Genomic DNA, 25,170 nt, shown 5'->3' on the forward strand with positions numbered 1-25,170 from the left:
TTGTGCGATGAAGTGCAGAAAAAAGACATCCACACAACACAGAAGAGATGTATCGCCTCAGCTTAAAAGGTGTTGTGCCTCTGGCGGAAAGTGCTAGTATTGTTTGTTTGTTTGTTTGTTTGTTTGTTTGTTTGTTTGTTTGTTCACAAAGTCTATCCTTATTATTTGCAATAACAAATTTCTTTTAATTCTACGCGGATTAATCTCAAAAATATGTGATCAAGATCACAAAATAGAAAATCCCAACCTAGTTTGGGATTTAAAAATCACTAAAAATTTTACCGCACTTTATGCTTTGCTTACTTCAAAACGTTCAAATGCCAATACTTTGTTCTCTAATTTACGTAGTAATAAAGTCGCAATGCCCGTAATAATTAAATAGATACCGCCTGCGATGCCGTAAATTGTGAGTGCATCATATTCTGTACCATAAAGTTGGCGAGCATAGCCCATAATATCCATAATGGTAATGGTGGAAGCTAATGCTGTGCCTTTAAATACCAAAATAATTTCGTTACTGTAAGACGGCAATGCGCGTTTTAAGGCATAAGGAATTAAAATTTTTAAAGTTTGTATGCGGTTTAGTCCTAATGCGGCACAACTTTCCCATTGCCCTTTTGGAATAGCTTTCACTGCACCATGAAATAATTGTGTGGAATAGGCTGCGCTGTTTAGTGCTAAAGCTAATGCGGCACAGAACCACGCATTGGATAAGAAAAACCATAATGGGCTGTCAATAATCCACTGGAATTGGCCGGGCCCCGCATAAATTAAAAAGAACTGTACTAACAGTGGCGTGCCAGTGAATAAAGTAAGGTATAAATTGACCGCACTTTTTACCCATTTATTTTCCATTGAAAGTAAAAAAGTCAGAAATAAGGCTAAAAAGAAAGCAATCAGTAAGGATACGACAGTAAGTAGTAAACTCGTTGGGATCCCTTGTACGATCACGCTTAAATATTCTTGAAACATTATTTCACGCCCCTTTCAAAACGAGTAAAACGCAGCTCTAATTTTCGAATACCAACTTGGCTAATTAATGTCACTGCCAAATAAATTAACGCAGCAATGCCGTACCAAGTAAAGGGTTGATGTGTATTAGTATTAATCAGATCCGCTTGACGCATTAAATCGTCCACGCCGATTAATGAAACTAATGCCGTATCTTTTAGCAATACAAGCCATTGATTGCTTAAACCCGGTAAGGCGTGACGCCATACTTGTGGCATAACAATGTGAATAAAGGTATAGCTTTTGCTTAAGCCTAACGCTGCACCAGACTCCCATTGACCTTTCGGGATAGCTTGAATTGCACCACGTAATGTTTGTGAAGCATAAGCTGCAAAAATAAGAGAAAGCGCAAACACACCACAGCCAAATGCCCCAAATTCAATGTATTCTCCTGTTAGCATTTCTACTAATTCAGTAGAACCAAAATAGACAAGTAATACAACAATAATTTCGGGTAAGCCACGTAATAATGCCACAAATACTGTCATCGGCTTGCCAACAAAACGATTTGCTTCAAGTGCGGCAAAAATTAGGCTTAAAAATAAGCCTAAGATCAATGAGCAGACCGCAAGCCCTAAAGTCATTAAGGCAGCGGTAAACATTAAAGAAAGAAAATCAGAAAACATAAATTATTTTGTCATCCATTTATCATAGATTTTTTGGTATTCGCCATTCGCTTTAATTGCGGCTAAACCTTTATTTAGTTGTGCAGCCAAATCTTTGTTTGATTTATGCATTGCAATGGCTAAACCGTTACCAAAATATTTTTTATTGGTCACTTTTTCGCCTATAAATTGAATTTCTGGTTCTTTGGAAATCATATCGGAAAGCACTGCGGTATCGCCAAAAATAATGTCAATTCGACCGCTTTTTAAGTCTAAAATAGCATTTTGTAAACTCGCATAGGATTTTGGACTATATTGCTTGGTTTCCGCTACGGTATATTGTTGAAGCGTGCTTCCATTTTGAACGCCTACATTTTTTGCACTTTCTAAGGTCATTTTGCCTTTAAGAGCAACATAGCTTGCTGTGCTGTCGTAATAAGCATCAGAGAATAAAACCTGTTTTGCACGAGCATCAGTAATATCAATTGCGGAAATTGCGGCATCAAAACGTTTTGCTTTTAAATTTGGAATTAACGCATCAAAGGCTTCGCTCTTAAATTTACAAGTTGCTTGAATTTCTTGACAAATTGCATTCGCCACATCAACATCAAAGCCGATAATTTCGCCTTTTTCATTTGTGGTTTCAAATGGTGGATAGCTAGGTTCCATTGCAAAAGTGAGTTCTTGTGCGTTTGCAGCAACAGATGATCCCAATAAAATGGCAGTTAATAATGTTTTTTTCATCGTAAGCTCCTTATTTCTAGTGAGAAAGATAGTGTTTAAATTGTTCCGTTTTTGGATTTTCAAAGCAATCTGCCGATCCTATTTCGACGATTTTACCTTGTTCCATATAGACGACTTTTGTCGCCACTTTTTGTGCCACATTGACTTCGTGGGTTACAATCACTTGCGTAATGCCGGTTTCTTGTAATTCTTTAATAATATCTACAACTTGTGCCGTAATTTCTGGATCTAATGCAGCTGTTGGTTCATCAAATAACAGAACTTGTGGCTTCATCATCAGTGCGCGGGCTATTGCAACACGTTGTTGTTGCCCGCCTGACAAATGTAATGGAAAGCGATCGGCAAGTTGTTCTAAACGTAAACGTTTTAACAATTCCATTGCATCGGTTTTCGCTTCATTTTCACTCACACCACGCACTTTCATTGGTGCTTCAATTAAGTTTTCAATTACCGTTAAGTGCGGCCAAAGATGATATTGTTGAAATACCATTCCTACATCTTGACGTAATTGTCGGATTGCTTTTGGATTTGCCATTGCATTGGATAAATTAAATTCATTGTTTGCAATGCTTAATTCGCCAGATTTTGGCACTTCTAACAAATTTAATGTGCGAATTAATGTGCTTTTTCCTGCGCCACTTGGACCCAGCAATACAACGGTATCGCCTTCTTCTGCTTCAAGGTTAATATCAAATAACGCTTGTGATGAACCGTAAAAGAAATTGAGATTTTTAACACGAATAGCCATTTTTCTTCTCTATGCTTTATAAGATGAAAAAATATTACATTTTTATGCATAATTATGCAAGTGCTATTAATAAAAAATCCCAAAAAAATTTGGGATTTTAAAAACTCGATTGAAATCAACCGCACTTTAGGCTTGTTTTGCCATTTCAAACTCAATTAACATCATTAAAATATGAATGACTTTGATATGGATTTCTTGAATACGATCTGCATAACGGAAATGGGGTACGCGAATTTCAACATCTGCTAATCCTGCCATTTTTCCGCCGTCTTTGCCTGTCATCGCAATCACTTTCATTCCTTTTGCTTTTGCCGCTTCAATAGCATTTAAGATATTTTTTGAATTGCCTGAAGTCGATAAGCCAAATAACACATCGCCTTTTTGACCCACCGCTTCAACATAGCGTGAAAAGACATATTCATAGCCAAAATCATTACTTACACAGCTTAAATGGCTTGCATCTGAAATCGCAATGGCGGGATAGCCTGGGCGATTTTCACGATAACGACCCGTTAATTCTTCTGCAAAATGCATCGCATCACAGTGCGAACCGCCATTACCACAAGAAAGCACTTTTCCGCCTTGTTTGAAGCTATTCGAAATTAATAATGCCGCTTCTTGAATTAATTTAATGTTATTTTCATCAGAAATAAATTTGTTTAACACATCTTGTGCTTCTACAAGTTCCGCTTTGATTTGATCTAAATACATTGATTGCTCCTTTTAGCATAAAATCGCGATGGCATTGTATAGCAGATAAACATTCTTCGCTAGCGTAAATAAAAATTCATCTTTTTTCGATGAAATGATGATTTTTTGCGATTTAGATCGAAAAAATAAGTTTGAGTGGTTGGGGATTTTTCAAGATATGTTTATCTTGCGTAAACTTATTAGCCTTTTAATTTTCAAAAACACAATGAAATTTTACCGCACTTTGTTACTTTTCTTGGCGAGTTCTTTTGCTTTTGCTAACTCAGATTTAATGCTTCTTCATACTTACAATAATCAACCCATAGAGGGTTGGGTCATGTCTGAAAAGTTAGATGGCGTACGCGGTTATTGGAATGGAAAGCAATTATTAACCCGACAAGGGCAACGTTTATTACCGCCAGCCTATTTCATTAAGGATTTTCCGCCTTTTGCCATTGATGGCGAATTATTTAGCGAGCGGAATCATTTTGAGGAAATTTCATCCATCACAAAATCTTTTAAAGGCGACGGTTGGGAAAAACTGAAATTGTATGTTTTTGATGTGCCTGATGCAAAGGGCAATTTATTTGAGCGTTTAGCTAAATTGAAAACCTATTTACTTGAACATCCAACAACTTATATTGACATTATTGAGCAAATTCCTGTTAAAGATAAAACCCATTTATATCAATTTCTTGCACAAGTTGAAAATTTGCAAGGCGAGGGCGTTGTTGTACGCAACCCCAATGTACCTTATGAACGTAAGCGAAGCTCACAAATTTTAAAATTAAAAACAGCACGAGATGAAGAATGTACAGTCATTGCACACCATAAAGGCAAAGGACAATTTGAAAATGTGATGGGTGCTTTAACTTGTAAAAATCATCGGGGAGAATTTAAAATCGGTTCGGGGTTTAATTTAAAGGAACGAGAAAATCCCCCTCCGATAGGATCTGTAATTACTTATAAATATCGAGGTCTCACGAGTCGTGGAAAACCTCGATTTGCAACCTATTGGCAAGAGAAAAAATAAGCCTATTTATCAGGCTGATAAAATGAATTTAATCAATATGGAAACAAGCGATTAATTTGCCATCAGTATGTTGCGCTAAGTGCGGTTGATTTTCACGACATTTTTCTGTCGCTTTCCAACAACGAGGATTAAATGCACAGCCTTTGGGCGGATTAATCGGACTTGGCAATTCGCCTGTTAGTTTTATTCGCTCACGGCGTAAGTTTGGCGACAAACGTGGTGTTGCGGAAAGTAACGCTTTGGTATATGGATGCTGAGGATTAGAAAAAATCTGCTCTGTCGTCCCTTTTTCAACACAACGACCTAGATACATTACCATCACTTCATCAGCGATATGTTCTACTACAGAAAGATCGTGTGAAATGAACACGTAAGACAAGCCTAGTTCATCTTGTAAATCCATCATTAAATTTAGTACTTGCGCACGCACGGAAACATCTAATGCAGAAACAGGTTCATCGGCAACAACGACATCGGGATCTAACATTAAACCTCGTGCAATGGCTATACGCTGGCGTTGTCCGCCTGAGAACATGTGAGGATAACGATCATAAAATTCAGCACGCAATCCCACTTTTTCCATCATCGATAAAACTTTTTCTCGACGTTCTTTGGCGGAAAGTTTTGTGTTGATAATTAATGGTTCTTCTAAAATTGAACCAATCTTTTTGCGTGGATTCAATGATGCATAAGGATTTTGAAAAACAATCTGAATTTTTTTACGACGTAGTGCTTTTGTTTCAGAATCATTTTCTAAAAAATTATGCCCTTTGTAATAAAGTTCGCCTTCGGTGGGTTGTTCAATCATTGTTAATAAACGACCTAGCGTTGATTTTCCACAACCAGACTCCCCCACGACAGCTAACGTTTTACCCCGTTCAAGCTGAAAAGAGACACCGTCTAACGCCTTTACTTGCTGTGGTTTTGCAAACAAGCCTTTTTTTACAGGGTAATATTTTTTCAAGCCAATGGCATCTAATAATGGCGCATTTTCTTTTACTTCATTCGTCATTATTAAGCTCCTTGATATTCAACGGGATTGCCTTGCTCGTTCAGCGGAGTATGGCATTTTACTTTACGCGAACCGATCTGATGCAATTGAGGTTCGACTTCGCGGCAGTATTCAGTGGCATAAGGGCAACGAGGATTTAATAAGCAGCCTGTTGGGCGATCGTATTTTCCAGGTACTACACCTTGTAATGACGCTAAGCGAGATTTTCCTTCTGCAAATTCAGGTAATGAACGTAACAAGGCTTGCGTGTAAGGATGTTTTGGCTCGCGGAAAATATCTTTTGCTGTGCCTTCTTCAACGATTTGTCCAGCATACATCACGATAATTCGATCTGCCGCTTCAGCCACAAGTGCTAGATCGTGAGTAATCAAAATTAGGGACATACACTCTTTCTTTTGCAATTCAAGTAAGAGTTCCATAATTTGTGCTTGAATAGTCACGTCCAATGCCGTGGTTGGTTCGTCAGCAATCAATAATTTAGGTCTGCAGGCAATTGCCATCGCAATCATCACACGTTGGCTCATACCGCCAGAAAGCTGATGGGGATAAACATTCATTCGAGATTCAGGATCTGGAATACCGACCAATCTTAAAAGCTCTAAAGTACGGTCTTTTCTCGCCTTTTTTGTGCCACTCTCGTGAGTTTTTAACGCTTCCATAATTTGGAAACCCACAGTATAAGCTGGATTTAAACTTGTCATCGGATCTTGGAAAATCATCGCAACATCAGCACCAATAAGCTGGCGTTTGGCTTTATTATCTAAAGTGAGTAAATTTGTGTTTTCAAATTGCAAGGATTCTGCCGATACACGTCCGGGATGATCAATTAATCCCATAATAGCGAGCGAACTTACAGATTTACCCGAACCTGATTCTCCCACAATGCCAAGCACTTCGCCTTGTGCAACTTGATAGCTGATGCGATCCACTGCTTTAAATGGCGTTTTTTTATCGCCAAAGTGAACAGAAAGTTCTTTTACGTCTAATAATACCATTCTGTTTTCCTATTGTTTGAGTTTTGGATCAAGGGCATCACGCAAGCCATCGCCCATTAAGTTGAAAGCTAATACCAAAGATAAAATCACTAAACCGGGAATTGTAACCAACCAGTTTGCCGCTTGCATAAAACCACGCGCTTCTGAAAGCATTGTGCCAAGTTCTGGTGTTGGCGGTTTTGCACCAATGCCTAAGAAACCAAGTGTCGCGAGTTCTAAGATCGCATTGGAAATGCCCATTGTCATTTGCACAATTAAAGGAGCTAAACAGTTTGGTAAAATCACAATAAACATGAGGCGAAGAACACCTGCGCCAGCGACTTTAGATGAAGTCACATAATCACGATTTTTTTCATTCATTACCGCCGCTCGAGTTAAACGTACATAGCTAGGAATTGACACAACGGCGATAGCTAAAGTGGCATTGGCGAGTGATGGCTCTAAAATAGAGACGACGACAATCGTCAAGAGCAAGTTTGGAATCGCGAGCATAATATCAATTAGGCGAATGATAATTGTATCTAGCACGCCGCCATAATAACCAGAAATCAAGCCAAGACTGGTACCAAAGGCACAAGATAGCAATACAATAACAAATCCCGCAAAGACGGAAATTTGCGTTCCGTAAATGATGCGAGAAAGGATATCTCGCCCAATATCATCTGTTCCGAGTAGATAGGCAGGATTGCCGCCTTCATACCAAGCGGGAGGCAGTAAAAGTGCGGTACGATTTTGTTCTGTTGGATCAAAAGGCGCAATATAAGGCGCGAGAATGCTGATTAATGCAACCAGTAAAATAAAGATTAAGCCAATTAGCGCACCACGATTTTGTTTGAAGTAAAACCAAAATTCTTGCAAGGGCGTTTTTGGCGCGAAATTTGAAGGCGTGTCAGACATAATTTCTCCCACAATTAATGACGGATACGCGGATTGACCACGCCGTAAAGTAAATCGACAGTTAAATTTACCACAATAATAATTGTTGCAATAATCAGTACAGAACCTTGTAACACCGGATAATCACGCGCTTGAATAGCATCAATAATCCATTTTCCAATTCCCGGCCATGAGAAAATGGTTTCTGTCAGTACGGCACCGGAAAGCAATTGACCTACAATTAATCCCACCACAGTGACAACAGGGATTAACGCATTACGTAATGCATGAACAATGACGATTCGAGTATAACTTAAGCCTTTTGCTTTTGCCGTGCGAATGTAATCTTCACCTAACACTTCCAACATTGCAGAGCGTGTCATACGCGTAATAATGGCGAGAGGAACTGTGCCTAGGACTATTGCAGGAAGAATTAATGATTTAATCGCATTTTCGAATGCTCCAGGCATACCAGAAAGCCAGCTGTCAATGAGCATAAATCCTGTCGGCGTATCGATCCAAAATTCATTATCTAAACGTCCACCTTGCGGTAAACCGAGTTGTGGCGAAACATATAAAATTAAAATTAAACCCCACCAGAATATTGGCATAGAATAACCTGTGAGCGATGCTGCTGTAACCGTGTGAGAAATCCAACTGTCTTTTTTTACTGCAGCAATCGTGCCTAAAATCACTCCGCCTAATAATGACCAAAATAACGCAAAAAAAGCTAATTCAGCGGTAGCAGGAAAAAGCGTAAAAAATTCACTAAGAACGGGTTGTTGAGTGCGGAACGATGCACCGAAATCCCCTTGAATTACATTGCCAATATAGTGGAAATATTGCTGATAAAGAGGTAAATCTAAACCCAATTGGTGCATCATTTGTTGATGTACTTCTGGCGTTAAGCCACGTTCACCCATCATAATTTCCACAGGATCACCGGGAATAAAATGCACAAGGGCAAAGGTAATAAAAGTAATGGCAATAAAAGTAGGGATTACCATTAAGATTCGTTTGAATACAAATTTAAACATTCCATCACTCGTAGATAATAAAAGTGCGGTAAAAATTCACCGCACTTTTCAAAGAAATTAATCGGTAAAAAATATAATACTCTTGGATTCTACCGTACTTTTTCCAATTTTGCCAAATGCGCAATCAACCATTTAATGCCTTGTGCTTGGAATGCTATTTGTAAGCGTGTGTTATTTTCAGATCCTTCCACATTAATGACTGTGCCAAAACCAAATTTTTCGTGTTTAACTTTTTGCCCCATTTTCCATTCATTTTCGACGGCACTGGTATTAGACAATGAACCGACTTTTGCTAGATTCATTGCGCGAGTAACTGTTCCTCGTAAACGAATTTCTTGGATACATTCTCTCGGTAATTCTGCGATAAAACGTGATGGCAAATGGCGTTCTTCTTTTGCATATAACCGACGGCTTTCCGCATAAGAGATGGTCAGTTTTTTCTTCGCGCGAGTAATGCCGACATAAGCTAAACGACGTTCTTCCTCTAAACGTCCAGGTTCTTCAAAAGAACGGAAACTTGGGAATAAACCTTCTTCTACGCCAACCATAAATACACGCGGAAATTCTAAGCCTTTCGCAGAGTGCAACGTCATCATTTCTACACAAGATTGATGCGGCGAGGCTTGTTCTTCGCCAGCCTCTAAGGAAGCGTGCGTTAAAAAGGCGGTGAGCTCTGTCATATCTTCTGCATCATCAGGTTTGATAAATTCACGGGTTGCGGTAACTAATTCTTCCAAGTTTTCAATACGCACTTCGCCTTTTTCACCTTTTTCTTGTTGATACATTTCATATAAACCAGAATGTTTAATCACAAAATCAGTTTGTGCGAAAAGCGGCATTTCTGTGGTATCAAGTTGTAGTGAATTAATTAATTCCTGGAAACGCAATAATGCTGTTGAGGCTCGCCCAGCCAACATATTTTCTTGTGTTGCAACTTGTACTGCTTGCCATAAGGTAATTTGGCGTTCGCGTGTTAAGTTACGCAATATATCTAAAGTGCGGTCGCCAATGCCACGGGTTGGCGTATTAATTACACGCTCAAAAGCTGCATCATCTTGACGATTATTAATCAAACGAAGATAGGCTAACGCATCTTTAATTTCTTGGCGTTCGAAGAAACGCATACCGCCATAAATACGATATGGAATTTGACAGCGAATTAAGGCTTCTTCAATAACACGTGATTGGCTATTACTACGATAAAGTACCGCACAATCATCAAGTTTTCCGCTATGTTCTACCCAATCCTGAATTTGTGAGGCGACAAATTTTGCTTCGTCTAATTCATTAAAGGCAGCATAGATGCCTACCGGATCGCCTTTTTCACCCTCTGTCCATAAATTTTTACCAAGACGATCACTATTGTTTGCAATTAATTCATTTGCGCTGTTTAGGATATTGGCGGTAGAACGGTAGTTTTGTTCAAGGCGAATTGTTTCGGAGTTGAAATCTTTCAAGAATTTTTGGATATTTTCAATTTGTGCGCCACGCCAGCCATAAATAGATTGATCATCGTCGCCCACGATCATGACTTTGCCTGTTTCTCCTGCGAGAATTTTGATCCATTTATATTGAATTTTATTGGTGTCTTGGAACTCATCCACCAAAATATGCTGAAAACGTTGTTGATAACGTTGCAAAATTAATGGTTTTTTCTCAAATAATTCATAGGCTCGAATTAATAATTCGGCAAAATCGACCAATCCTGCGCGATCGCAAGTATCTTGATAGATCTTATAAATTTTAATCCATTCGCGTTCTTGACGATCATTAAAATCTTCAATGTCGTTTGGTCGCAAACCTTCATCTTTTTTGTTATTAATGTACCAACAAGCCTGTTTAGGCGGAAAAGCTTTTTCATCAAAATTATGTAATTTTAATAACCGTTTAATTAAACGAAGTTGATCTTCTGAATCCAGAATTTGGAAATCTTGTGGTAATCCCACATCTAAATGATGAGCTCGCAATAAACGATGGGCAATGCTGTGGAAGGTGCCAATCCACATACCAAATAATTGATGTTGTGCGTGTTTGGCAAGGGTAGATTGAATACGATGACGCATTTCTGCTGCTGCTTTATTGGTAAACGTCACCGCCATAATGCTGCCTTCAGAAATATTTTCTACCGCAATTAACCAAGCGATACGGTGCGTCAATACACGCGTTTTGCCAGAGCCTGCACCAGCTAGCACTAAGTGATTACCAAGAGGGGCAGCTACGGCTTCGCGTTGTTTATCGTTAAGTCCGTCAAGTAATTCAGAAATATCCATGATGAAATTTTTATCTGTTCAAATTTACAGGAATTATAAGTCTAATTTTTTTATATCACAATCAAGAAAATCATAAACTTATCCGACTTTACAAAAATAGTATTACAACTTATATTGATTCGCGGTTAGTCGGGGTGAGGACATCGCTGAGAAAATACCCGTGAACCTGAAACAGTTAGCACTGGCGTAGGAAACTAATCTCTCCCTCCTTAAAGAGCTGACTTACTTTTTTTCTGTATTCATATAAGTAAGGATGCATCATGGCACTCCCTTTTTCTTTAAAAAATTCTTTTAAATTGACCGCACTTTCCAGCGTGCTTGGTTGCGGCTTATTAGGATTAAGTTTATCAACCCCAGCTCAAGCGGAAGGCAAATTAGTGCTTTATTGCAGCGTCCAAAACACCACTTGTGAAAAAGTCGCTCACGCTTTTAGCAAAAAATATAATGTGGACACTCAGTTTGTGCGTAATAGCACAGGGACTGTATTAGGCAAAATCAAAGCCGAAAAAGAAAATCCACAAGCAGATGTGTGGTATGGTGGTACATTGGAACCGCACTTTCAAGCTCGAGATGCTGGTTTGTTAGAAACTTATCGTTCGCCTCTACAAAAAGAAATTATGCCTCAATTCAAAAAGCTAACGGAACAACGTGGCGATACCACATCGATTATTTATCTTATGGAACTTGGCATTGGGATGAATGAAAAACTGCTAGCTGAAAAAAATATCGCGAAGCCTCAATGTTATGCTGATTTATTAAAACCAGAATTTAAAGGGTTAATTCAATATCCAGATCCTCGTGTATCGGGCACAGGCTACACCATTCTTACAACTTTAATTGAAATTATGGGCGAAGATAAAGCCTTTGCTTATTTGAAAGACCTTGACAAAAACATTGCTCAATACACGAAAACTGGATTAGCAACGGCTAATATTTCTACGGGTGCTGCCGCAGTTGATATTGGTTTTATGCATACTTATGTGCGTGAAAAGGATAAAGGCGCATCGGTTATTGGTGCTTTACCTTGCGAAGGCACAGGCTATACGTTAGGGGCGCTCAGTATCATTAAAAATGGGCGCAATTTAGATAATGCTAAACGCTTTGTCGATTTTGTTCTTTCTGCTGAAGCTCAAGAAATTCCTTGGCGTGAGGCGGATTCTTACCAACTGCCAACAAATATTCATGCCAAAGCGCATCCACATCTTTCAGAGCCAGCAAAACTTAAATTACTTGATATTGATTTCATCAAATTTGGTTCGGATCAAGAAGCGAAACGATTAATAGAACGCTGGGTTGAAAATGTGAAGGAAAGAAAAGAGTAATTGATGTTAACCCAAGAAAAAGTGCGGTGAAAATTCACCGCACTTTGCTTTTCCCCTTGAAATCTTTCTTTTTATTCTTATATCTGTGACGTTCAATTTTTATCTTTATGAAGGAAAAAATTATGTCACAAAATCAAGAAACTCGCGGCTTCCAATCTGAAGTCAAACAACTTCTCCAATTAATGATTCATTCTTTGTATTCCAACAAAGAAATTTTCTTACGTGAACTGATTTCTAATGCCTCTGATGCGGCAGATAAATTACGCTTTAAAGCGCTTTCCAATCCTGCTTTATATGAAGGCGATGGCGACTTGCGTGTGCGTGTTAGCTTTGATTCGGATAAAGAAACAATCACAATTAGTGATAACGGCATAGGTATGACTCGTGAGCAAGTCATCGATCATTTGGGGACGATTGCAAAATCAGGAACAAAAGAATTTTTAACCGCACTTGGCCAAGATCAAGCAAAAAACAGCCAGCTTATTGGGCAGTTTGGTGTGGGTTTTTATTCTGCTTTTATTGTGGCAGATAAAGTGACTGTAAAAACTAGAGCGGCTGGCGAAGAGGCGGATAAAGCAGTACTTTGGGAATCTGCTGGCGAAGGTGAATATTCTGTGGCGGATATTGAGAAAAAATCCCGTGGCACAGATGTGATTTTACATTTACGCGAAGATGAAAAAGAATTTTTAAACGAATGGCGTTTACGTGAAATTATCGGTAAATATTCTGACCATATTGGCTTGCCAGTGGAAATGCTGACGAAAGAATACGATGATGAAGGCAAAGAGTGCGGTGAAAAATGGGAGAAAATTAATAAATCCGATGCGCTTTGGACGCGTTCTAAAAATGATGTGTCCGATGAGGAATACAAAGAGTTTTACAAACACTTAAGCCATGATTTTGCTGATCCTGTCACTTGGGCGCATAACAAAGTGGAAGGAAATCAAACATATACTAGTTTGCTTTATGTGCCAGCTAAAGCACCTTGGGATTTATTTAATCGCGAACATAAACATGGCTTAAAACTTTATGTTCAACGTGTATTTATTATGGATGATGCTGAGCAATTTATGCCGAATTATCTACGTTTTATGCGTGGTTTAATCGATAGCAATGATTTGCCATTAAATGTATCTCGTGAAATTTTACAAGATAACAAAATTACGGCAGCATTGCGCAAAGCATTAACTAAGCGTTCATTACAGATGCTAGAAAAATTAGCAAAAGATGATGCAGAAAAATATCTTCAATTCTGGAAAGAGTTTGGTTTAGTCTTAAAAGAAGGCCCAGCAGAAGATTTTGCTAACAAAGAAACTATCGCGAAGTTATTGCGTTTTGCTTCGACACATAATGATAGTAGCGAGCAAACTGTGTCTTTAGAAGATTACATCTCGCGTATGAAAGAAGGGCAAAAAGCTATCTATTACATTACAGCCGACAGTTATGTTGCAGCGAAAAATAGCCCGCACTTGGAATTATTCAATAAAAAAGGCATTGAGGTTTTATTGCTTTCCGATCGCATTGATGAATGGATGTTAAGCTATTTAACTGAATTTGACGGTAAACCATTACAAAGTATCACGAAAGCAGATTTGGATTTAGGCGATTTAGCGGATAAAGAATCTGAAACACAAAAACAACAAGATGAAGCCTTTGGTAGTTTTATTGAGCGTGTGAAAAACTTGCTTGGCGAACGTGTGAAAACGGTGCGTTTAACTCACAATTTAACAGATACACCAGCGGTGGTTTCTACAGATAACGATCAAATGACGACCCAAATGGCGAAATTGTTTGCAGCCGCGGGGCAACCTGTTCCAGAAGTAAAATACACTTTTGAACTTAATCCAGAACACCATTTAGTGAAAAAAGTGGCTGATATTGCCGATGAAACAGAATTTGCTGATTGGGTGGAACTGTTGCTTGAACAAGCTATGTTGGCAGAGCGTGGATCTTTGGAAAATCCAGCTGCGTTTATTAAACGCATAAATAAATTATTAGGCTAACTAAAAATAAATAAGCCCGATTTAATCGGGCTTATTTATTGGGATAGTATTTAGGATAATCCTCAATCCATTTTTTCATTGTTTTTTGTTGCTTGAGTGTATTCGCAAAATTAAATGTTTTTCGTTTATTATTAAATTTAGCACCTAAAATAATGACTTTTCTTTCGTCTTCGGCAACTTCATATAAAAAATAGATATTATTGATTGTAATGTATTTATAGCCTGTTTTTCCCCAGAAAGGTCTAAGTTGCGGGATATTCGTTAAAATCATTTTTAGTTTATCAAGATCATCTTGAGTTAGATAAGTCACGATAAATCGTTTTAGAAGATCTTTTTCAAGACAACCCCCTGATGTTTCAGCAATATAAACATCGTATGTTGGCAGCATAATCAACTCTATTTTTTAAAATCGAATGGCTCAATTTTATGATTTAAAATAGCTTGCCAAGCTTCCGAACTTGCTTTTGCAGCTAATTGTCGTTCTTCCAAACTAAAAGCGTATTCTTCCTTGTCTTTTTTTTGTGTTTTGAGTAAATCAGAAATTTGTTCAAAAGTGAGTGCCATTTGAGACTCCTTACTGTGAATATTGACAATATTATGCCTGACTAAGCGACTTTTTTCATCTGTTTTTTCATCGAATTATTGGTTGTTTTTCAGTTATAATACTCAGCCAAATAACAAATAAGAGAGAAAAATATGATTACAGTTTACGGTATTAAAAATTGCGATACAATAAAGAAAGCGTTGAAATGGTTGGCGGATCACAATATTGAACATAAACTCCATGATTACCGTATTGATGGGTTAGATTTGAATTTTTTAACTCAGGCGGAAGCTCAATTTGGCTGGGAGGCATTGGTCAATAAACGCAGTACAACTTGGCGTAATTTGGATGAGCAAGTTAAAAATTCTCTTGATAAAACCACCGCACTTTCTGTGTTGGAGGAAAATCCAACCTTAATTAAACGCCCAATTATTTTACAAGATGGAAAGGCATTAATTGGTTTTAATGAGAAGGAATATCAGGCTACATTTGCTTAAAGTGCGGTTATTTTTTTAGGAGTTTTTTATGAGAGGAAAAGTGGTTTCGTTAGCGCAAGATTTAATTCGTCGCCCGTCTATTAGCCCTAATGACGAAGGTTGTCAGCAAATTATTGCAGAATGTTTAGAAAAGTTAGATTTTCAAATTGAATGGATGCCTTTTAATGATACGCTGAATTTGTGGGCAAAACACGGAGCAGGTGAGCCAGTTATTGTTTTTGCAGGTCATACGGATGTTGTACCTACTGGCGATGAAAATCAATGGTCGTTTCCGCCGTTTTCTGCTGAGATTATCGATGGCATGCTTTATGGGCGTGGTGCGGCGGATATGAAAGGATCCCTTGCTGCAATGATTGTGGCGGCAGAAGAATATGTAAAAGCAAATCCTAATCATAAAGGCACAGTTGCATTATTGATTACGTCTGACGAAGAGGCAGCCGCAAAAGACGGCACCGTGCGAGTGGTTGAGACGTTAATGGCGCGTGATGAAAAAATTACTTATTGCATGGTTGGCGAGCCATCGAGTGCTAAAAATTTAGGCGATGTTGTCAAAAATGGTCGCCGAGGCTCAATTACAGGAAATCTCTATATTCAAGGTATTCAAGGACACGTAGCCTATCCGCATTTAGCTGAAAATCCAATCCATAAAGCAGCCCCGTTTTTGCAAGAATTAACGACCTATCAATGGGATAAAGGTAATGAATTTTTCCCGCCAACAAGCCTACAAATTGCTAATATTCACGCAGGGATGGGAAGTAATAATATAATTCCTGCAGAGTTATATATTCAGTTCAATTTACGTTATTGCACAGAAGTCACGGATGAAATCATCAAGCAAAAAGTAGCTGAAATGCTAGCAAAACACAATTTGAAATATCGTATTGAATGGAATTTATCAGGTAAACCGTTTTTAACAAAACCGGGTAAATTATTAGATTCGATAATCTCCGCTATTGAGGAAACCACAGGCATAACGTCAAAGGCTGAAACAGGTGGTGGCACGTCAGACGGTCGTTTTATTGCATTGATGGGCGCTGAAGTAGTGGAATTTGGGCCACTTAACGCAACAATTCATAAAGTCAACGAATGTGTCAGTGTAGAAGATCTTGGCAAGTGCGGTGAGATTTATCACAAAATGTTAGTGAATTTATTGGATAGCTAAAATGAAATTAACGCCAGAAATACTTACAGGAAAGTCTCGTGAGCATTTAGTCAATTTACCCGTAATTCATTCCTCAAATCATTTTTTGCAAACACAAGCGGTGAGCGCATTTCAAGGATTGCAACAAAGTGCGGCAAAAAATGGCTTTAATTTACAGCCATCGAGCAGTTTTCGTGATTTTGAACGCCAAAAGCTTATTTGGAACAGCAAATTTAAGGGCGAGAGAAAAGTCCATGATGACACAGGCAAGGCATTAGATTTGAACCAATTAGATGACTGGCAAAAATGTCAGGCGATTTTACGTTGGTCTGCATTGCCAGGGGCGAGCCGTCATCATTGGGGAACGGAAGTGGATATTTTCGATCCTGATCTTTTGCCACAAGGTCAATCTTTACAACTGGAGCCTTGGGAATATGAAAAAGGTGGCTACTTCTTTGAGTTAAGTGAATTTCTTACCGAAAATTTACCGCACTTTGATTTTGCTTTGCCTTTTATGAATATGCAATCCAATAAGAAAGTAGGGCGAGAGCCTTGGCATATCAGTTATTTGCCGCTAGCAGAACAAGCGAGTCAGCAATTTTCTCCAGAGATTTTGCAACAGGCATGGAAAGGGGAAAATATTTTAGGGGCAGGCTGTTTAATATCAAATCTTGAACAAATTTTTTCTGAATATATTGTTTGAAAATAAAGCCTTATCGTGAAGATAAGGCTTTATTCTTAGGCGTAAAAAAGCCCTTTTCCATGCAAATAAATTGGTAGCTCATCGCCAATAGATAAATCAGGGGAAATGATATTCTCAATCCATATTGTGTAGCCATTAATTTCAATTTGAATAGCGGTAATTTTCCCTTTAAATTCGATTTGTTTTACTTGCCCTTTGAAAAGTGCGGTTGGATTTTCCGATGTTTTAAACAGGCTAAATTGTTCTGGGCGAAGTAAAATCTTACCTTGTTTCAGCGAGATTGATTTGTTTTTTACAGGAATATTACCTAATTGGCATTGAACTGTGTTTTCATCAATCAGATTCGCCGATAGCACGATGTTGTCACCAATAAAACTTGCGGTTTCAATATGATTAGGCGACCAATAAAGTGTACGAGGCGTGTCGATTTGTAAAATTTTACCTTGTTGGATAACTGCGATTTTATCCGCATAACGTAATGCTTCATCACGATCATGGGTGACGAAAATCGCTGATGCACCACTTTGACGAAGTGCTTTTAGCATATCATGACGAATTTGCTGGCGAAGATGTTCATCTAAGGCACTAAAAGGTTCATCCAATAAAATTAGTTCGGGATTTGGCGCTAATGCTCGAGCTAGCGCCACTCGTTGTTGTTGTCCGCCTGAGAGTTGGTGAGGAAAACGTTCCGCCAGTTCACTAATTCCAGTGAGTTGCATTGCTTGCTCAATTCGCATTTTCTCTTCATCTGTTTTCCCTTTGCCATTCCCTAACCCGTAAGCAATGTTGCGATAGACATTTAAGTGAGGAAATAGTACGCCTTCTTGCACCACATAACCTAGATGGCGCTGTTGCGTTGGAACATTCGCATTCTCGCCAAAAATTAACCGCTCTTTTAGCCAAATTTCGCCCGTATTAGGTTGTTCAAATCCTGCGATCGCTCGCAATAACGTTGTTTTTCCACAACCAGAAGCACCAAGCAAAAAGAGGATTTCACCTCGTTGTAAGGTAAAGGAAATATCGTGAAGAACTTGTTGTTCATTAAAAAATTTATTGAGATTTTTAACGGTTAATAAAGGGTTATTTATCATTTTATTTGAATGCATATTTTTTCAATAAAAACACAGGAATCCCTGAAAAGAGAACGAGCATTAAGGCATAAGGCGTTGCCGCAGCGTATTGCGCATCACTGGTATATTCCCAAACGGCAATCGAAAGGGTTTTGATGTCGTTTGGCGTGAGCAAAAGTGTTGCAGTAAGCTCTTTCATTAAATTCAAAAATACTAGGGAGAATGCTGCCGCAATGCCTGGTAGCATTGCTGGTAACGTTAAAGTACGGAAAATATAGAATGGACTTCGTCCTAGGCTTTGTCCGACTTTCTCAATATTATCAGAAAGTTGCTCAAGTGAGGCTCTAAGTGTGGTTTGTGCCATTGGTAAATAGAGCATAAAGTAAGCCACGATAATAACTAAAAAGGTTTGATATAAGCTGTTGGCATAGTTGATTGTAAAGTAGATCAGCGATAATGCGATAACTAAGCCGGGTACAGCGTGTAATAGGTAAGGTAATCGATCGATCCAAATGGTTAATTTGCTACGATAGCGTACAGCTGCCCAAACCAATGGCAAAGCACAAACTACGGTAAGCAATGCGCCTAGTCCTGAAATGATAAATGAATTGCTGAATGCCGATAAAAATTCTGAAAAATCACCCGCACTTTCGAGTGAAGTTCCCACAATAAGCCAGTAAATTAACATAATCACAGGCACGCCAATACTTAAGATGAATATGCTAGAGAAAAAAACGAAGGTTAAACATTGTTTGCCAAAGGAAAGTGTTTTTACTGGATAAGGACGAGTGACACCTTTGCCACTGTTGTAAAGCGTTTGTTTACCGCGGAAGAATGTTTCTCCCAGCACAATAATGCTACAAATTGTCATTAATACAGCGGAAAGTAGTGCTGCGGTGCTGTTATTAAAAGACATTTCATATTCTTGGAAAATAGCTGTGGTGAATGTTTGGTAATTCAAAATTGAAACCGCACCGAAATCTACCAGCATATGTAATGCTATTAGCAATAAACTACTACCGATTGCTGGTTTTAATTGCGGGAAAATAGCGTGCCAAAAGGTGTAAGTTTGGCTTTTTCCTAATGAAAGGCTTACTTCTTCAAGAGAGCGATCTAGTCGTTTAAGTGTGGCTGAAATTGGCAAGTAAGCGAGTGGGAAAGAGCTTAATGTCATGATGCCAATCGTTCCCCAAAAACCTTCTACTCGAAAGGTGAGGCTGATCCAAGTAAAACAGCTCACAAAGGCTGGAATACAAAGTGGTAAGCTCATCGCCACTTCAAAAAATGATTTACCGAAAAAACGATAGCGTTCAAGTAAAAATGCACAAAGCGTACCGAGAGAAATGGAACCAATGGTTACACAGACCATGAGAAGCATTGTGTTACTCAGTAATTCCGCCATTCTTGGGCGAAACAATAGCTCAACACTTCGCGTTAATCCCACTTCTGTCGCACGCAAAATGACATACAGAAACGGCAAGCATAACGGAAGCCCGATTAAGATGATAAGTAAAGTGAGCCAGAATGGCGGTCTGCGAGGCAAAGTTAAATCCTTTTAGGAATGTGAACCTTTCAGTTCACGCACGCAAGCGGTTAATTTTGGAGGAGAATTGTAAACGCGTGCGTGAATTTTTTCAAATCCACACACGCAATATTTGGATTATTTCAATCCAGCTTCTTCAATTAATTTGGTCGCGTGTTCTTTATCTTGAGCTGTTGTTGCAGATACCACAGGGGCTTCTAATTTAGCATAAGGTTCAAGATTAAATGGCGAAACCACGTCAGCACGTAATGGATATTCTGCACGCACTGCCACTAATGCTTCCTGACCTTTTTTACTCGCTAAGAAATCAACGAATTTTTGTGCTTCAGCTTGATTTTTAGAGGCTTTTAATACTGCTGCACCTGAATAGCTAACTAACGCACCTGGATCTTGGTGGCGAACAAAATAAAGACGGCTTTTTAGGTTTTCCACGCCTTTTTCTTTTGCAAGGTTATACCAATAATAGTTATTGATTAACGCAGCAGGCACTTCGCCATTTTCTACCGCTTGTAATGCCACACTATTTTTAGCGTAAAGTTTACCGTTCTCTTTTAAGCCTTTTAACCAATTAAGTGCAACTTTGTCCCCTTTCATTTTGCTTAACGCAACAACTTGCTCTAAGAACGCGCCTGAAGTTGGCACATAGCCGATTTTATCTTTCCATTTTGGAGTTGCATAATCAAGCACTGATTTTTCCATATCTTTTTCAGATAATTTAGTGTGATCGTAAACCACTACGCGAGAACGTCCACTTAATGCAACCCAGTCTTTTTTCGGTGCAAGTGGTACGCCTTTTTGTGCAGTTTGTTTAATGGTTTGTTCTGAAATTGGTGCTAAAAGCCCAGCTTCAGAAAGATCAGCAAAAGTCGCTGTTTGTTCAGTATAGAAAACATCGGCTGGTGTTTTATCGCCTTCTTCTTTTAATTGACCTGCAAGTTGTGCACTTTTTCCGCTATTTAGCGTAACTTTAATGCCTGTTTCCTGTTCAAAGGCTTTTGCCACAGCAGCAGCGGCTTCTTTGTGCTGACCATTATAAACGGTAATATCAGCAAAACTATTAGCAGAAAAAGCAAGTGCTGCCGCAAGGGTAGCAAGTTTGAAATGTTTAAATTGCATTGAAAAGCTCCTTATGTTGAGTGCAAATTATTCAGTTAAGACTGAATTGCGGCTATTCTATGCCTAATTTTATTTAAATGCAAATAATTATCAATTTAAGTTAATATTTAGATGAAAAATAAAACGGTGCATAACACGCACCGTCCACAGATTATAGGTTTACAGGCTGGATATAACCTAATTTTGTTAATACATCACAAAGCGCATTAAACAACTCACTGCAATCATAAGTTTCATCAATCAATTTATCATTGTTGTTCATATCTTTATATTCATTTTGAATTAAATAGCCTTGTAATGCTGATTTCAACTCAGCTTTAGTTGTTGGTTTTTCCATTTGAGACATCATATAAAGATGAAGTTTATTCAAATCTTCTACGCCGCCGTTATACATATTTCCAACACCAATATACTGATTTGCGCCTTCTACCAATGTTTTTACATATTGAGTAAAGCGTTTCGGTATGTAAGTTTTGTTATCTTCAAAGGAATAAATTGGATAGGTCGTAAGATAAACATAGACATAACCTAAAATAACTAAAGATAGCACCGCAGAATACAGTTCATTTTCAGTAATATTGGCAAATTCTTTATTTTCCTCAATATGCTGTGTTAAAGATTGAATAGTAAATGAACCAACTTGATAAATAAAATATTCAAGCAAACGAACGAGTGCTTGATTGTTAAATTGATGACTAAGATGATTTGTATGATTGGTATTTATAAAGGTAAATTTATCTAACAAATGCTTTTCAACATTTTCTGTACGATTGATACTTTCTTGTAAATGCTGATGACATAACAAACTTCGTCTAAATGCCACATCGTAAAGATAATCAAGACATTGCTCACGGGCGACATAATCTGTCTCAGATAATTGATCGATCATTTCTCTCAAATGGTGAGGCATCCAAGAAATATAGGAAAGTTGGAAACTGGTATCGCCAATATAAGCTAATTGATGTTGATTGACGCTATCTACAAATTGATTTAAATAGAGAGGGTCATTGTGATATTCAAGATATTCATGTGCAATATAATGGTCATCTTGATTTTGAATAGTATCAAAATTTGAAATTCTAAATTTATTTCGTTCTTTTTCTGATTCAATAGATTTAATTGCATCGGAGAATAACTGAACAACGGCCTTGCCACGACGAGTTTGTTCTGCAAGCGGCAAATCCTGCGTATATTTATTGGCATAAAGCATAATATCCCGTGCAACTTCACGGCTTTTCCAACCTGGATAGGTATTATAAGAAATATAAGCAATACCATTCGGGGTTAAATTTTCGCGACAAATTTCAAGAATTTTATCTTTCACATTATCAGGCACCCAAGAATAAATACCATGCACGAGAATATAGTCAAACATGCCAAATTCAGGCGTAATATCGAGAATATTTTTTGCTTCTAAACGAACATTTATTAATCCTATTGATTTAATAATTTCATTACCTTGGGTAATTTGGATTTCTGATAAATCAATACCTACAAATTCTGTATCTGGATAATAAACCGCTTGAGAAATTAAGTTCCCACCAAAAGAAGAACCTAGTTCTAATACTTTAGCACCTTTGAGTGCTGGAGGGGTTAATCCCCATAATGTTGCATTTCCTTCCAAAAGCGCAATGCTCGTGTAAGAAAAGGGTTTTGAGTAGTATCTAAGTTCGTCGTAAGAGTTATTTTGCTCGGTCATAATATATCCAGTTTATCACATAATTAAAGTCGCATATTATAGAGGGAATAGGGATAAAAACAAAGCGATGATTATTTCCCATGAACTGGTAATTACGCTAGAATAACAGCAATTTTCACCAGCTTAGTATCCTCATGCTTTCATTTACTCTCGAACCTCAAGATAACGCACGTTTGCAATCTTTATGCGGTGCATTTGATGATCATCTAAAATTTATCGAAAAAGAATTTAATCTTGTCATTGCTCGTCATAATTTCACTTTCAATATTGATACTACGGAAGAGGATCCAAAACCTCATCATGCAAAATTGATAAAAAGTGCGGTGAAATTAATCCAAGATTTATATGTTGAAACTGCGCCCGTAAAAGGTAAAGTGAAAGAGTTAGATTTGGAAGATGTGCATATGGCTTTACAAGAAAGCCGAATGCTATCTCAAGTTGAACCGAACCGTGCTGAAAATCATGTTTTCAGTACAACGATTAAAACTAAACGAGGTGTGATTAAACCTCGCGGTGAAAATCAAGTTCAATATTTGCATAATATTTTAACTCACGATATTAGTTTTGGTATTGGCCCAGCAGGAACGGGGAAAACATTCTTAGCCGTTGCTGCAGCTGTTGAAGCCTTAGAGCGTCAAGAAATTCGTCGCGTTTTACTTACTCGTCCTGCGGTGGAAGCAGGCGAAAAGCTAGGTTTTTTACCTGGGGATTTAGGTCAGAAAATCGAACCTTATTTACGTCCGCTTTATGATGCTTTGTTTGAAATGTTAGGTTTTGAGCGTGTGCAAAAATTAATTGAACGTAATGTTATTGAAATAGCGCCTTTGGCTTATATGCGTGGGCGTACGCTTAATGATAGTTTTATTATTTTAGATGAAAGCCAAAATACGACAGTTGAGCAAATGAAAATGTTTTTAACCCGTATTGGTTTTAATTCTAAAGCCGTGATTACGGGCGATATTACGCAAATTGACTTACCTCGTAGCACAAAATCTGGTTTGCGTCATGCTATTGAAGTGTTGGAAAAAGTGCCAGAATTAAGTTTTAACTATTTTGATAGCAAAGATATTGTGCGTCATCCGGTGGTGGCTAAAGTCGTGCAAGCATACGAAGAATGGGAAGTGCAAGATGAAATTCGTCGAAAAGAATTAGCGGAGCTTCGTAAAGCCGAACGTGAAAAAGAGCGGTCAGAAATTGAAAAGAATTTAGGAGAGTGAAATGGAAAGTATATTCGTTGATCTGCAAATTGCCACAGAAAATATAGAGGGTTTGCCAACAGAAGAACAGATTGTGCAGTGGGCAACAGCTGCTGTTCAACCGGAAGGGGATGAAGTCGAAATGACGGTGCGTATTGTGGATGAAGCCGAAAGCCATGAATTAAATTTAACTTATCGTGGCAAGGATCGCCCTACTAACGTGCTTTCATTTCCATTTGAATGCCCTGATGAGGTGGAGTTGCCATTGTTAGGGGATCTCGTTATTTGTCGTCAAGTTGTGGAGCGAGAAGCCGCAGAACAAGAGAAACCATTAATTGCGCATTGGGCGCATATGGTCGTGCATGGTTGCTTACATTTACTCGGTTATGATCATATTGAAGACGATGAAGCTGAAGAAATGGAAAGTTTAGAAACCCAAATTATGCAAGGATTAGGCTTTGATGATCCTTATCTAGCAGAGAAATAATCTTTATTCGGAGTAATGATGTATAAAGCGGTATTTAGTGATTTTGATGGCACCTTATTAACCTCTCAACATACCATTTCCCCTCGAACTGTTGCAGCAATTAAGCGTTTAACGGCGAATGGTATTCCTTTTGTGCCAATTTCGGCGCGTTCTCCTTTGGGGATTTTGCCTTATTGGAAACAGCTTGAAACGAATAATGTGCTTGTTGCATTTAGTGGCGCGCTTATTTTGAATCAACACCTTGAACCAATTTATAGCGTACAAATTGAACCAAAAGATATTTTAGACATTAATACCGTTTTGGCGGATCACCCTTTGCTTGGTGTAAATTATTATACAAATAATGATTGCCATGCTCGTGACGTAGAAAATAAATGGGTGATTTTTGAACGCAGCGTCACTAAAATTGAGATTCATCCTTTTGATGAAGTAGCGACACGTTCGCCGCATAAAATTCAAATTATTGGGGAAGCTCAAGAAATCATTGAGATTGAAATTATTTTAAAGGAAAAATTTCCACACCTGAGTATTTGTCGTTCCCATGCTAACTTTTTAGAGGTGATGCATAAGAGTGCAACCAAAGGAAGTGCGGTGTGTTTTTTGGAAGATTATTTTGGCGTACAAACCAGTGAGGTGATTGCGTTTGGTGATAACTTTAATGATCTAGATATGCTAGAACATGTTGGGCTTGGGGTGGCAATGGGAAATGCACCTGATGAAATTAAACAAGCTGCAAATGTAGTCACCGCGACCAATAACGAAGATGGGTTAGCATTAATTTTGGAAGAAAAATTTCCTGAATAATTGGTAAGAAAAAGGCTCTCAAAC

General features: G+C 38.3%; 25 protein-coding genes. 9 read left to right on the top strand and 16 right to left on the bottom strand.

Translation table 11 applies throughout. The features are described from left to right. Positions 1-288: 288 nt before the first annotated feature. The 5 genes from artM to lpcA form a co-directional block, all read right to left on the bottom strand. Positions 289-972 (bottom strand): arginine ABC transporter permease ArtM, encoded by a 684-nt coding sequence (gene artM / locus GG9_RS06840; protein ID WP_005630445.1) that lies wholly within the window; start codon positions 970-972, stop codon positions 289-291. Continuing rightward, positions 972-1,637, bottom strand: coding sequence for an arginine ABC transporter permease ArtQ (artQ, locus tag GG9_RS06835; protein ID WP_005630447.1), 666 nt, complete (start codon positions 1,635-1,637; stop codon positions 972-974). Before artQ ends, artM begins: the two co-directional genes overlap by 1 nt. 3 nt (positions 1,638-1,640) lie before the next feature. Further along, on the bottom strand, positions 1,641-2,360 hold the full coding sequence (locus GG9_RS06830) for a lysine/arginine/ornithine ABC transporter substrate-binding protein (RefSeq protein ID WP_005630449.1): 720 nt from the start codon (positions 2,358-2,360) through the stop codon (positions 1,641-1,643). Between the two features lie 16 nt (positions 2,361-2,376). Then, positions 2,377-3,108 carry an arginine ABC transporter ATP-binding protein ArtP gene (gene artP, locus GG9_RS06825; protein ID WP_005630451.1) on the bottom strand — a complete coding sequence of 244 codons (732 nt, stop codon included), beginning with the start codon at positions 3,106-3,108 and terminating at the stop codon, positions 2,377-2,379. Positions 3,109-3,234: 126 nt separating this feature from the next. Beyond that, positions 3,235-3,819 carry a D-sedoheptulose 7-phosphate isomerase gene (lpcA, locus tag GG9_RS06820; protein ID WP_005630454.1) on the bottom strand — a complete coding sequence of 195 codons (585 nt, stop codon included), beginning with the start codon at positions 3,817-3,819 and terminating at the stop codon, positions 3,235-3,237. A gap of 205 nt (positions 3,820-4,024) precedes the next feature. Here lpcA and GG9_RS06815 point away from each other — a divergent pair, with 205 nt between their 5' ends. Further along, positions 4,025-4,831: a DNA ligase gene (locus GG9_RS06815; protein WP_032825038.1), complete on the top strand. Its 807-nt coding sequence runs from the start codon at positions 4,025-4,027 to the stop codon at positions 4,829-4,831. A gap of 28 nt (positions 4,832-4,859) precedes the next feature. Here GG9_RS06815 and GG9_RS06810 read toward each other — a convergent pair whose 3' ends face one another. From GG9_RS06810 to uvrD, 5 genes are all read right to left on the bottom strand, one after another. Next, positions 4,860-5,843 (bottom strand): peptide ABC transporter ATP-binding protein, encoded by a 984-nt coding sequence (locus tag GG9_RS06810; protein WP_005630459.1) that lies wholly within the window; start codon positions 5,841-5,843, stop codon positions 4,860-4,862. Between the two features lie 2 nt (positions 5,844-5,845). After that, positions 5,846-6,838, bottom strand: coding sequence for a dipeptide ABC transporter ATP-binding protein (gene dppD / locus GG9_RS06805; protein WP_005630460.1), 993 nt, complete (start codon positions 6,836-6,838; stop codon positions 5,846-5,848). Positions 6,839-6,847: 9 nt separating this feature from the next. After that, positions 6,848-7,735, bottom strand: a complete 888-nt coding sequence (locus GG9_RS06800) for an ABC transporter permease subunit (RefSeq protein WP_005630461.1) — start codon at positions 7,733-7,735, stop codon at positions 6,848-6,850. Between the two features lie 14 nt (positions 7,736-7,749). Beyond that, entirely contained in the window at positions 7,750-8,751 is a 1,002-nt protein-coding gene (locus GG9_RS06795) for an ABC transporter permease subunit (RefSeq protein ID WP_005630462.1), read from the bottom strand. Positions 8,752-8,840: 89 nt separating this feature from the next. Beyond that, the gene (gene uvrD, locus GG9_RS06790; protein WP_005630464.1) at positions 8,841-11,021 is read right to left on the bottom strand and encodes a DNA helicase II; all 2,181 of its coding nucleotides are present in this window, start codon (positions 11,019-11,021) and stop codon (positions 8,841-8,843) included. 260 nt (positions 11,022-11,281) lie between these two features. Here uvrD and GG9_RS06785 point away from each other — a divergent pair, with 260 nt between their 5' ends. Together GG9_RS06785 and htpG are read left to right on the top strand one after the other, a co-directional pair. Then, on the top strand, positions 11,282-12,343 hold the full coding sequence (locus GG9_RS06785) for an ABC transporter substrate-binding protein (RefSeq protein WP_005630466.1): 1,062 nt from the start codon (positions 11,282-11,284) through the stop codon (positions 12,341-12,343). Between the two features lie 122 nt (positions 12,344-12,465). Next, complete coding sequence (gene htpG, locus GG9_RS06780; RefSeq protein ID WP_005630467.1) at positions 12,466-14,346, top strand: molecular chaperone HtpG; 1,881 nt, start codon at positions 12,466-12,468, stop codon at positions 14,344-14,346. A gap of 31 nt (positions 14,347-14,377) precedes the next feature. Here htpG and GG9_RS06775 read toward each other — a convergent pair whose 3' ends face one another. Both GG9_RS06775 and GG9_RS09600 read right to left on the bottom strand, forming a co-directional pair. Continuing rightward, positions 14,378-14,734 (bottom strand): hypothetical protein, encoded by a 357-nt coding sequence (locus tag GG9_RS06775; RefSeq protein ID WP_005630469.1) that lies wholly within the window; start codon positions 14,732-14,734, stop codon positions 14,378-14,380. An 8-nt stretch (positions 14,735-14,742) separates the two neighbouring features. Beyond that, positions 14,743-14,910 (bottom strand): hypothetical protein, encoded by a 168-nt coding sequence (locus tag GG9_RS09600; RefSeq protein WP_005630471.1) that lies wholly within the window; start codon positions 14,908-14,910, stop codon positions 14,743-14,745. A gap of 132 nt (positions 14,911-15,042) precedes the next feature. On the opposite strand from GG9_RS09600, the gene GG9_RS06770 reads away from it, so the two are divergent. From GG9_RS06770 to GG9_RS06760, 3 genes are read left to right on the top strand one after another with little or no spacing between them, the layout of a single operon-like run. Next, positions 15,043-15,387 (top strand): ArsC family reductase, encoded by a 345-nt coding sequence (locus GG9_RS06770; RefSeq protein WP_005630473.1) that lies wholly within the window; start codon positions 15,043-15,045, stop codon positions 15,385-15,387. Between the two features lie 28 nt (positions 15,388-15,415). Further along, positions 15,416-16,549, top strand: coding sequence for a succinyl-diaminopimelate desuccinylase (gene dapE / locus GG9_RS06765; RefSeq protein WP_005630475.1), 1,134 nt, complete (start codon positions 15,416-15,418; stop codon positions 16,547-16,549). Between the two features lies 1 nt (position 16,550). Beyond that, positions 16,551-17,231, top strand: a complete 681-nt coding sequence (locus GG9_RS06760) for a M15 family metallopeptidase (RefSeq protein ID WP_005630478.1) — start codon at positions 16,551-16,553, stop codon at positions 17,229-17,231. 35 nt (positions 17,232-17,266) lie between these two features. On the opposite strand, the gene fbpC is transcribed toward GG9_RS06760, so the two are convergent. The 4 genes from fbpC to GG9_RS06740 form a co-directional block, all read right to left on the bottom strand. Next, complete coding sequence (gene fbpC / locus GG9_RS06755; protein ID WP_005630480.1) at positions 17,267-18,337, bottom strand: Fe(3+) ABC transporter ATP-binding protein FbpC; 1,071 nt, start codon at positions 18,335-18,337, stop codon at positions 17,267-17,269. After that, a complete protein-coding gene (locus tag GG9_RS06750) occupies positions 18,324-19,844 on the bottom strand; it encodes an ABC transporter permease (protein WP_005630483.1) in 1,521 nt (506 codons plus the stop codon). The genes fbpC and GG9_RS06750 overlap by 14 nt, the downstream gene beginning before the upstream one ends. Positions 19,845-19,961: 117 nt before the next feature. Beyond that, positions 19,962-20,960 carry an iron ABC transporter substrate-binding protein gene (locus tag GG9_RS06745; protein ID WP_005630485.1) on the bottom strand — a complete coding sequence of 333 codons (999 nt, stop codon included), beginning with the start codon at positions 20,958-20,960 and terminating at the stop codon, positions 19,962-19,964. 151 nt (positions 20,961-21,111) lie between these two features. Next, positions 21,112-22,659 carry a class I SAM-dependent methyltransferase gene (locus GG9_RS06740; RefSeq protein WP_005630487.1) on the bottom strand — a complete coding sequence of 516 codons (1,548 nt, stop codon included), beginning with the start codon at positions 22,657-22,659 and terminating at the stop codon, positions 21,112-21,114. 134 nt (positions 22,660-22,793) lie between these two features. Between GG9_RS06740 and GG9_RS06735 the strand changes: the two genes are divergently transcribed. From GG9_RS06735 to GG9_RS06725, 3 genes are read left to right on the top strand one after another with little or no spacing between them, the layout of a single operon-like run. Further along, the gene (locus GG9_RS06735; RefSeq protein ID WP_005630490.1) at positions 22,794-23,876 is read left to right on the top strand and encodes a PhoH family protein; all 1,083 of its coding nucleotides are present in this window, start codon (positions 22,794-22,796) and stop codon (positions 23,874-23,876) included. Between the two features lies 1 nt (position 23,877). Further along, positions 23,878-24,342 (top strand): rRNA maturation RNase YbeY, encoded by a 465-nt coding sequence (gene ybeY, locus GG9_RS06730; RefSeq protein ID WP_005630493.1) that lies wholly within the window; start codon positions 23,878-23,880, stop codon positions 24,340-24,342. A gap of 18 nt (positions 24,343-24,360) precedes the next feature. Next, positions 24,361-25,146, top strand: a complete 786-nt coding sequence (locus tag GG9_RS06725; protein ID WP_005630495.1) for a Cof-type HAD-IIB family hydrolase — start codon at positions 24,361-24,363, stop codon at positions 25,144-25,146. The last annotated feature ends 24 nt before the right edge of the window (positions 25,147-25,170 follow it).

The organism is Haemophilus haemolyticus M19501 (assembly GCF_000222025.1).
Lineage (GTDB): Bacteria > Pseudomonadota > Gammaproteobacteria > Enterobacterales > Pasteurellaceae > Haemophilus > Haemophilus haemolyticus_G.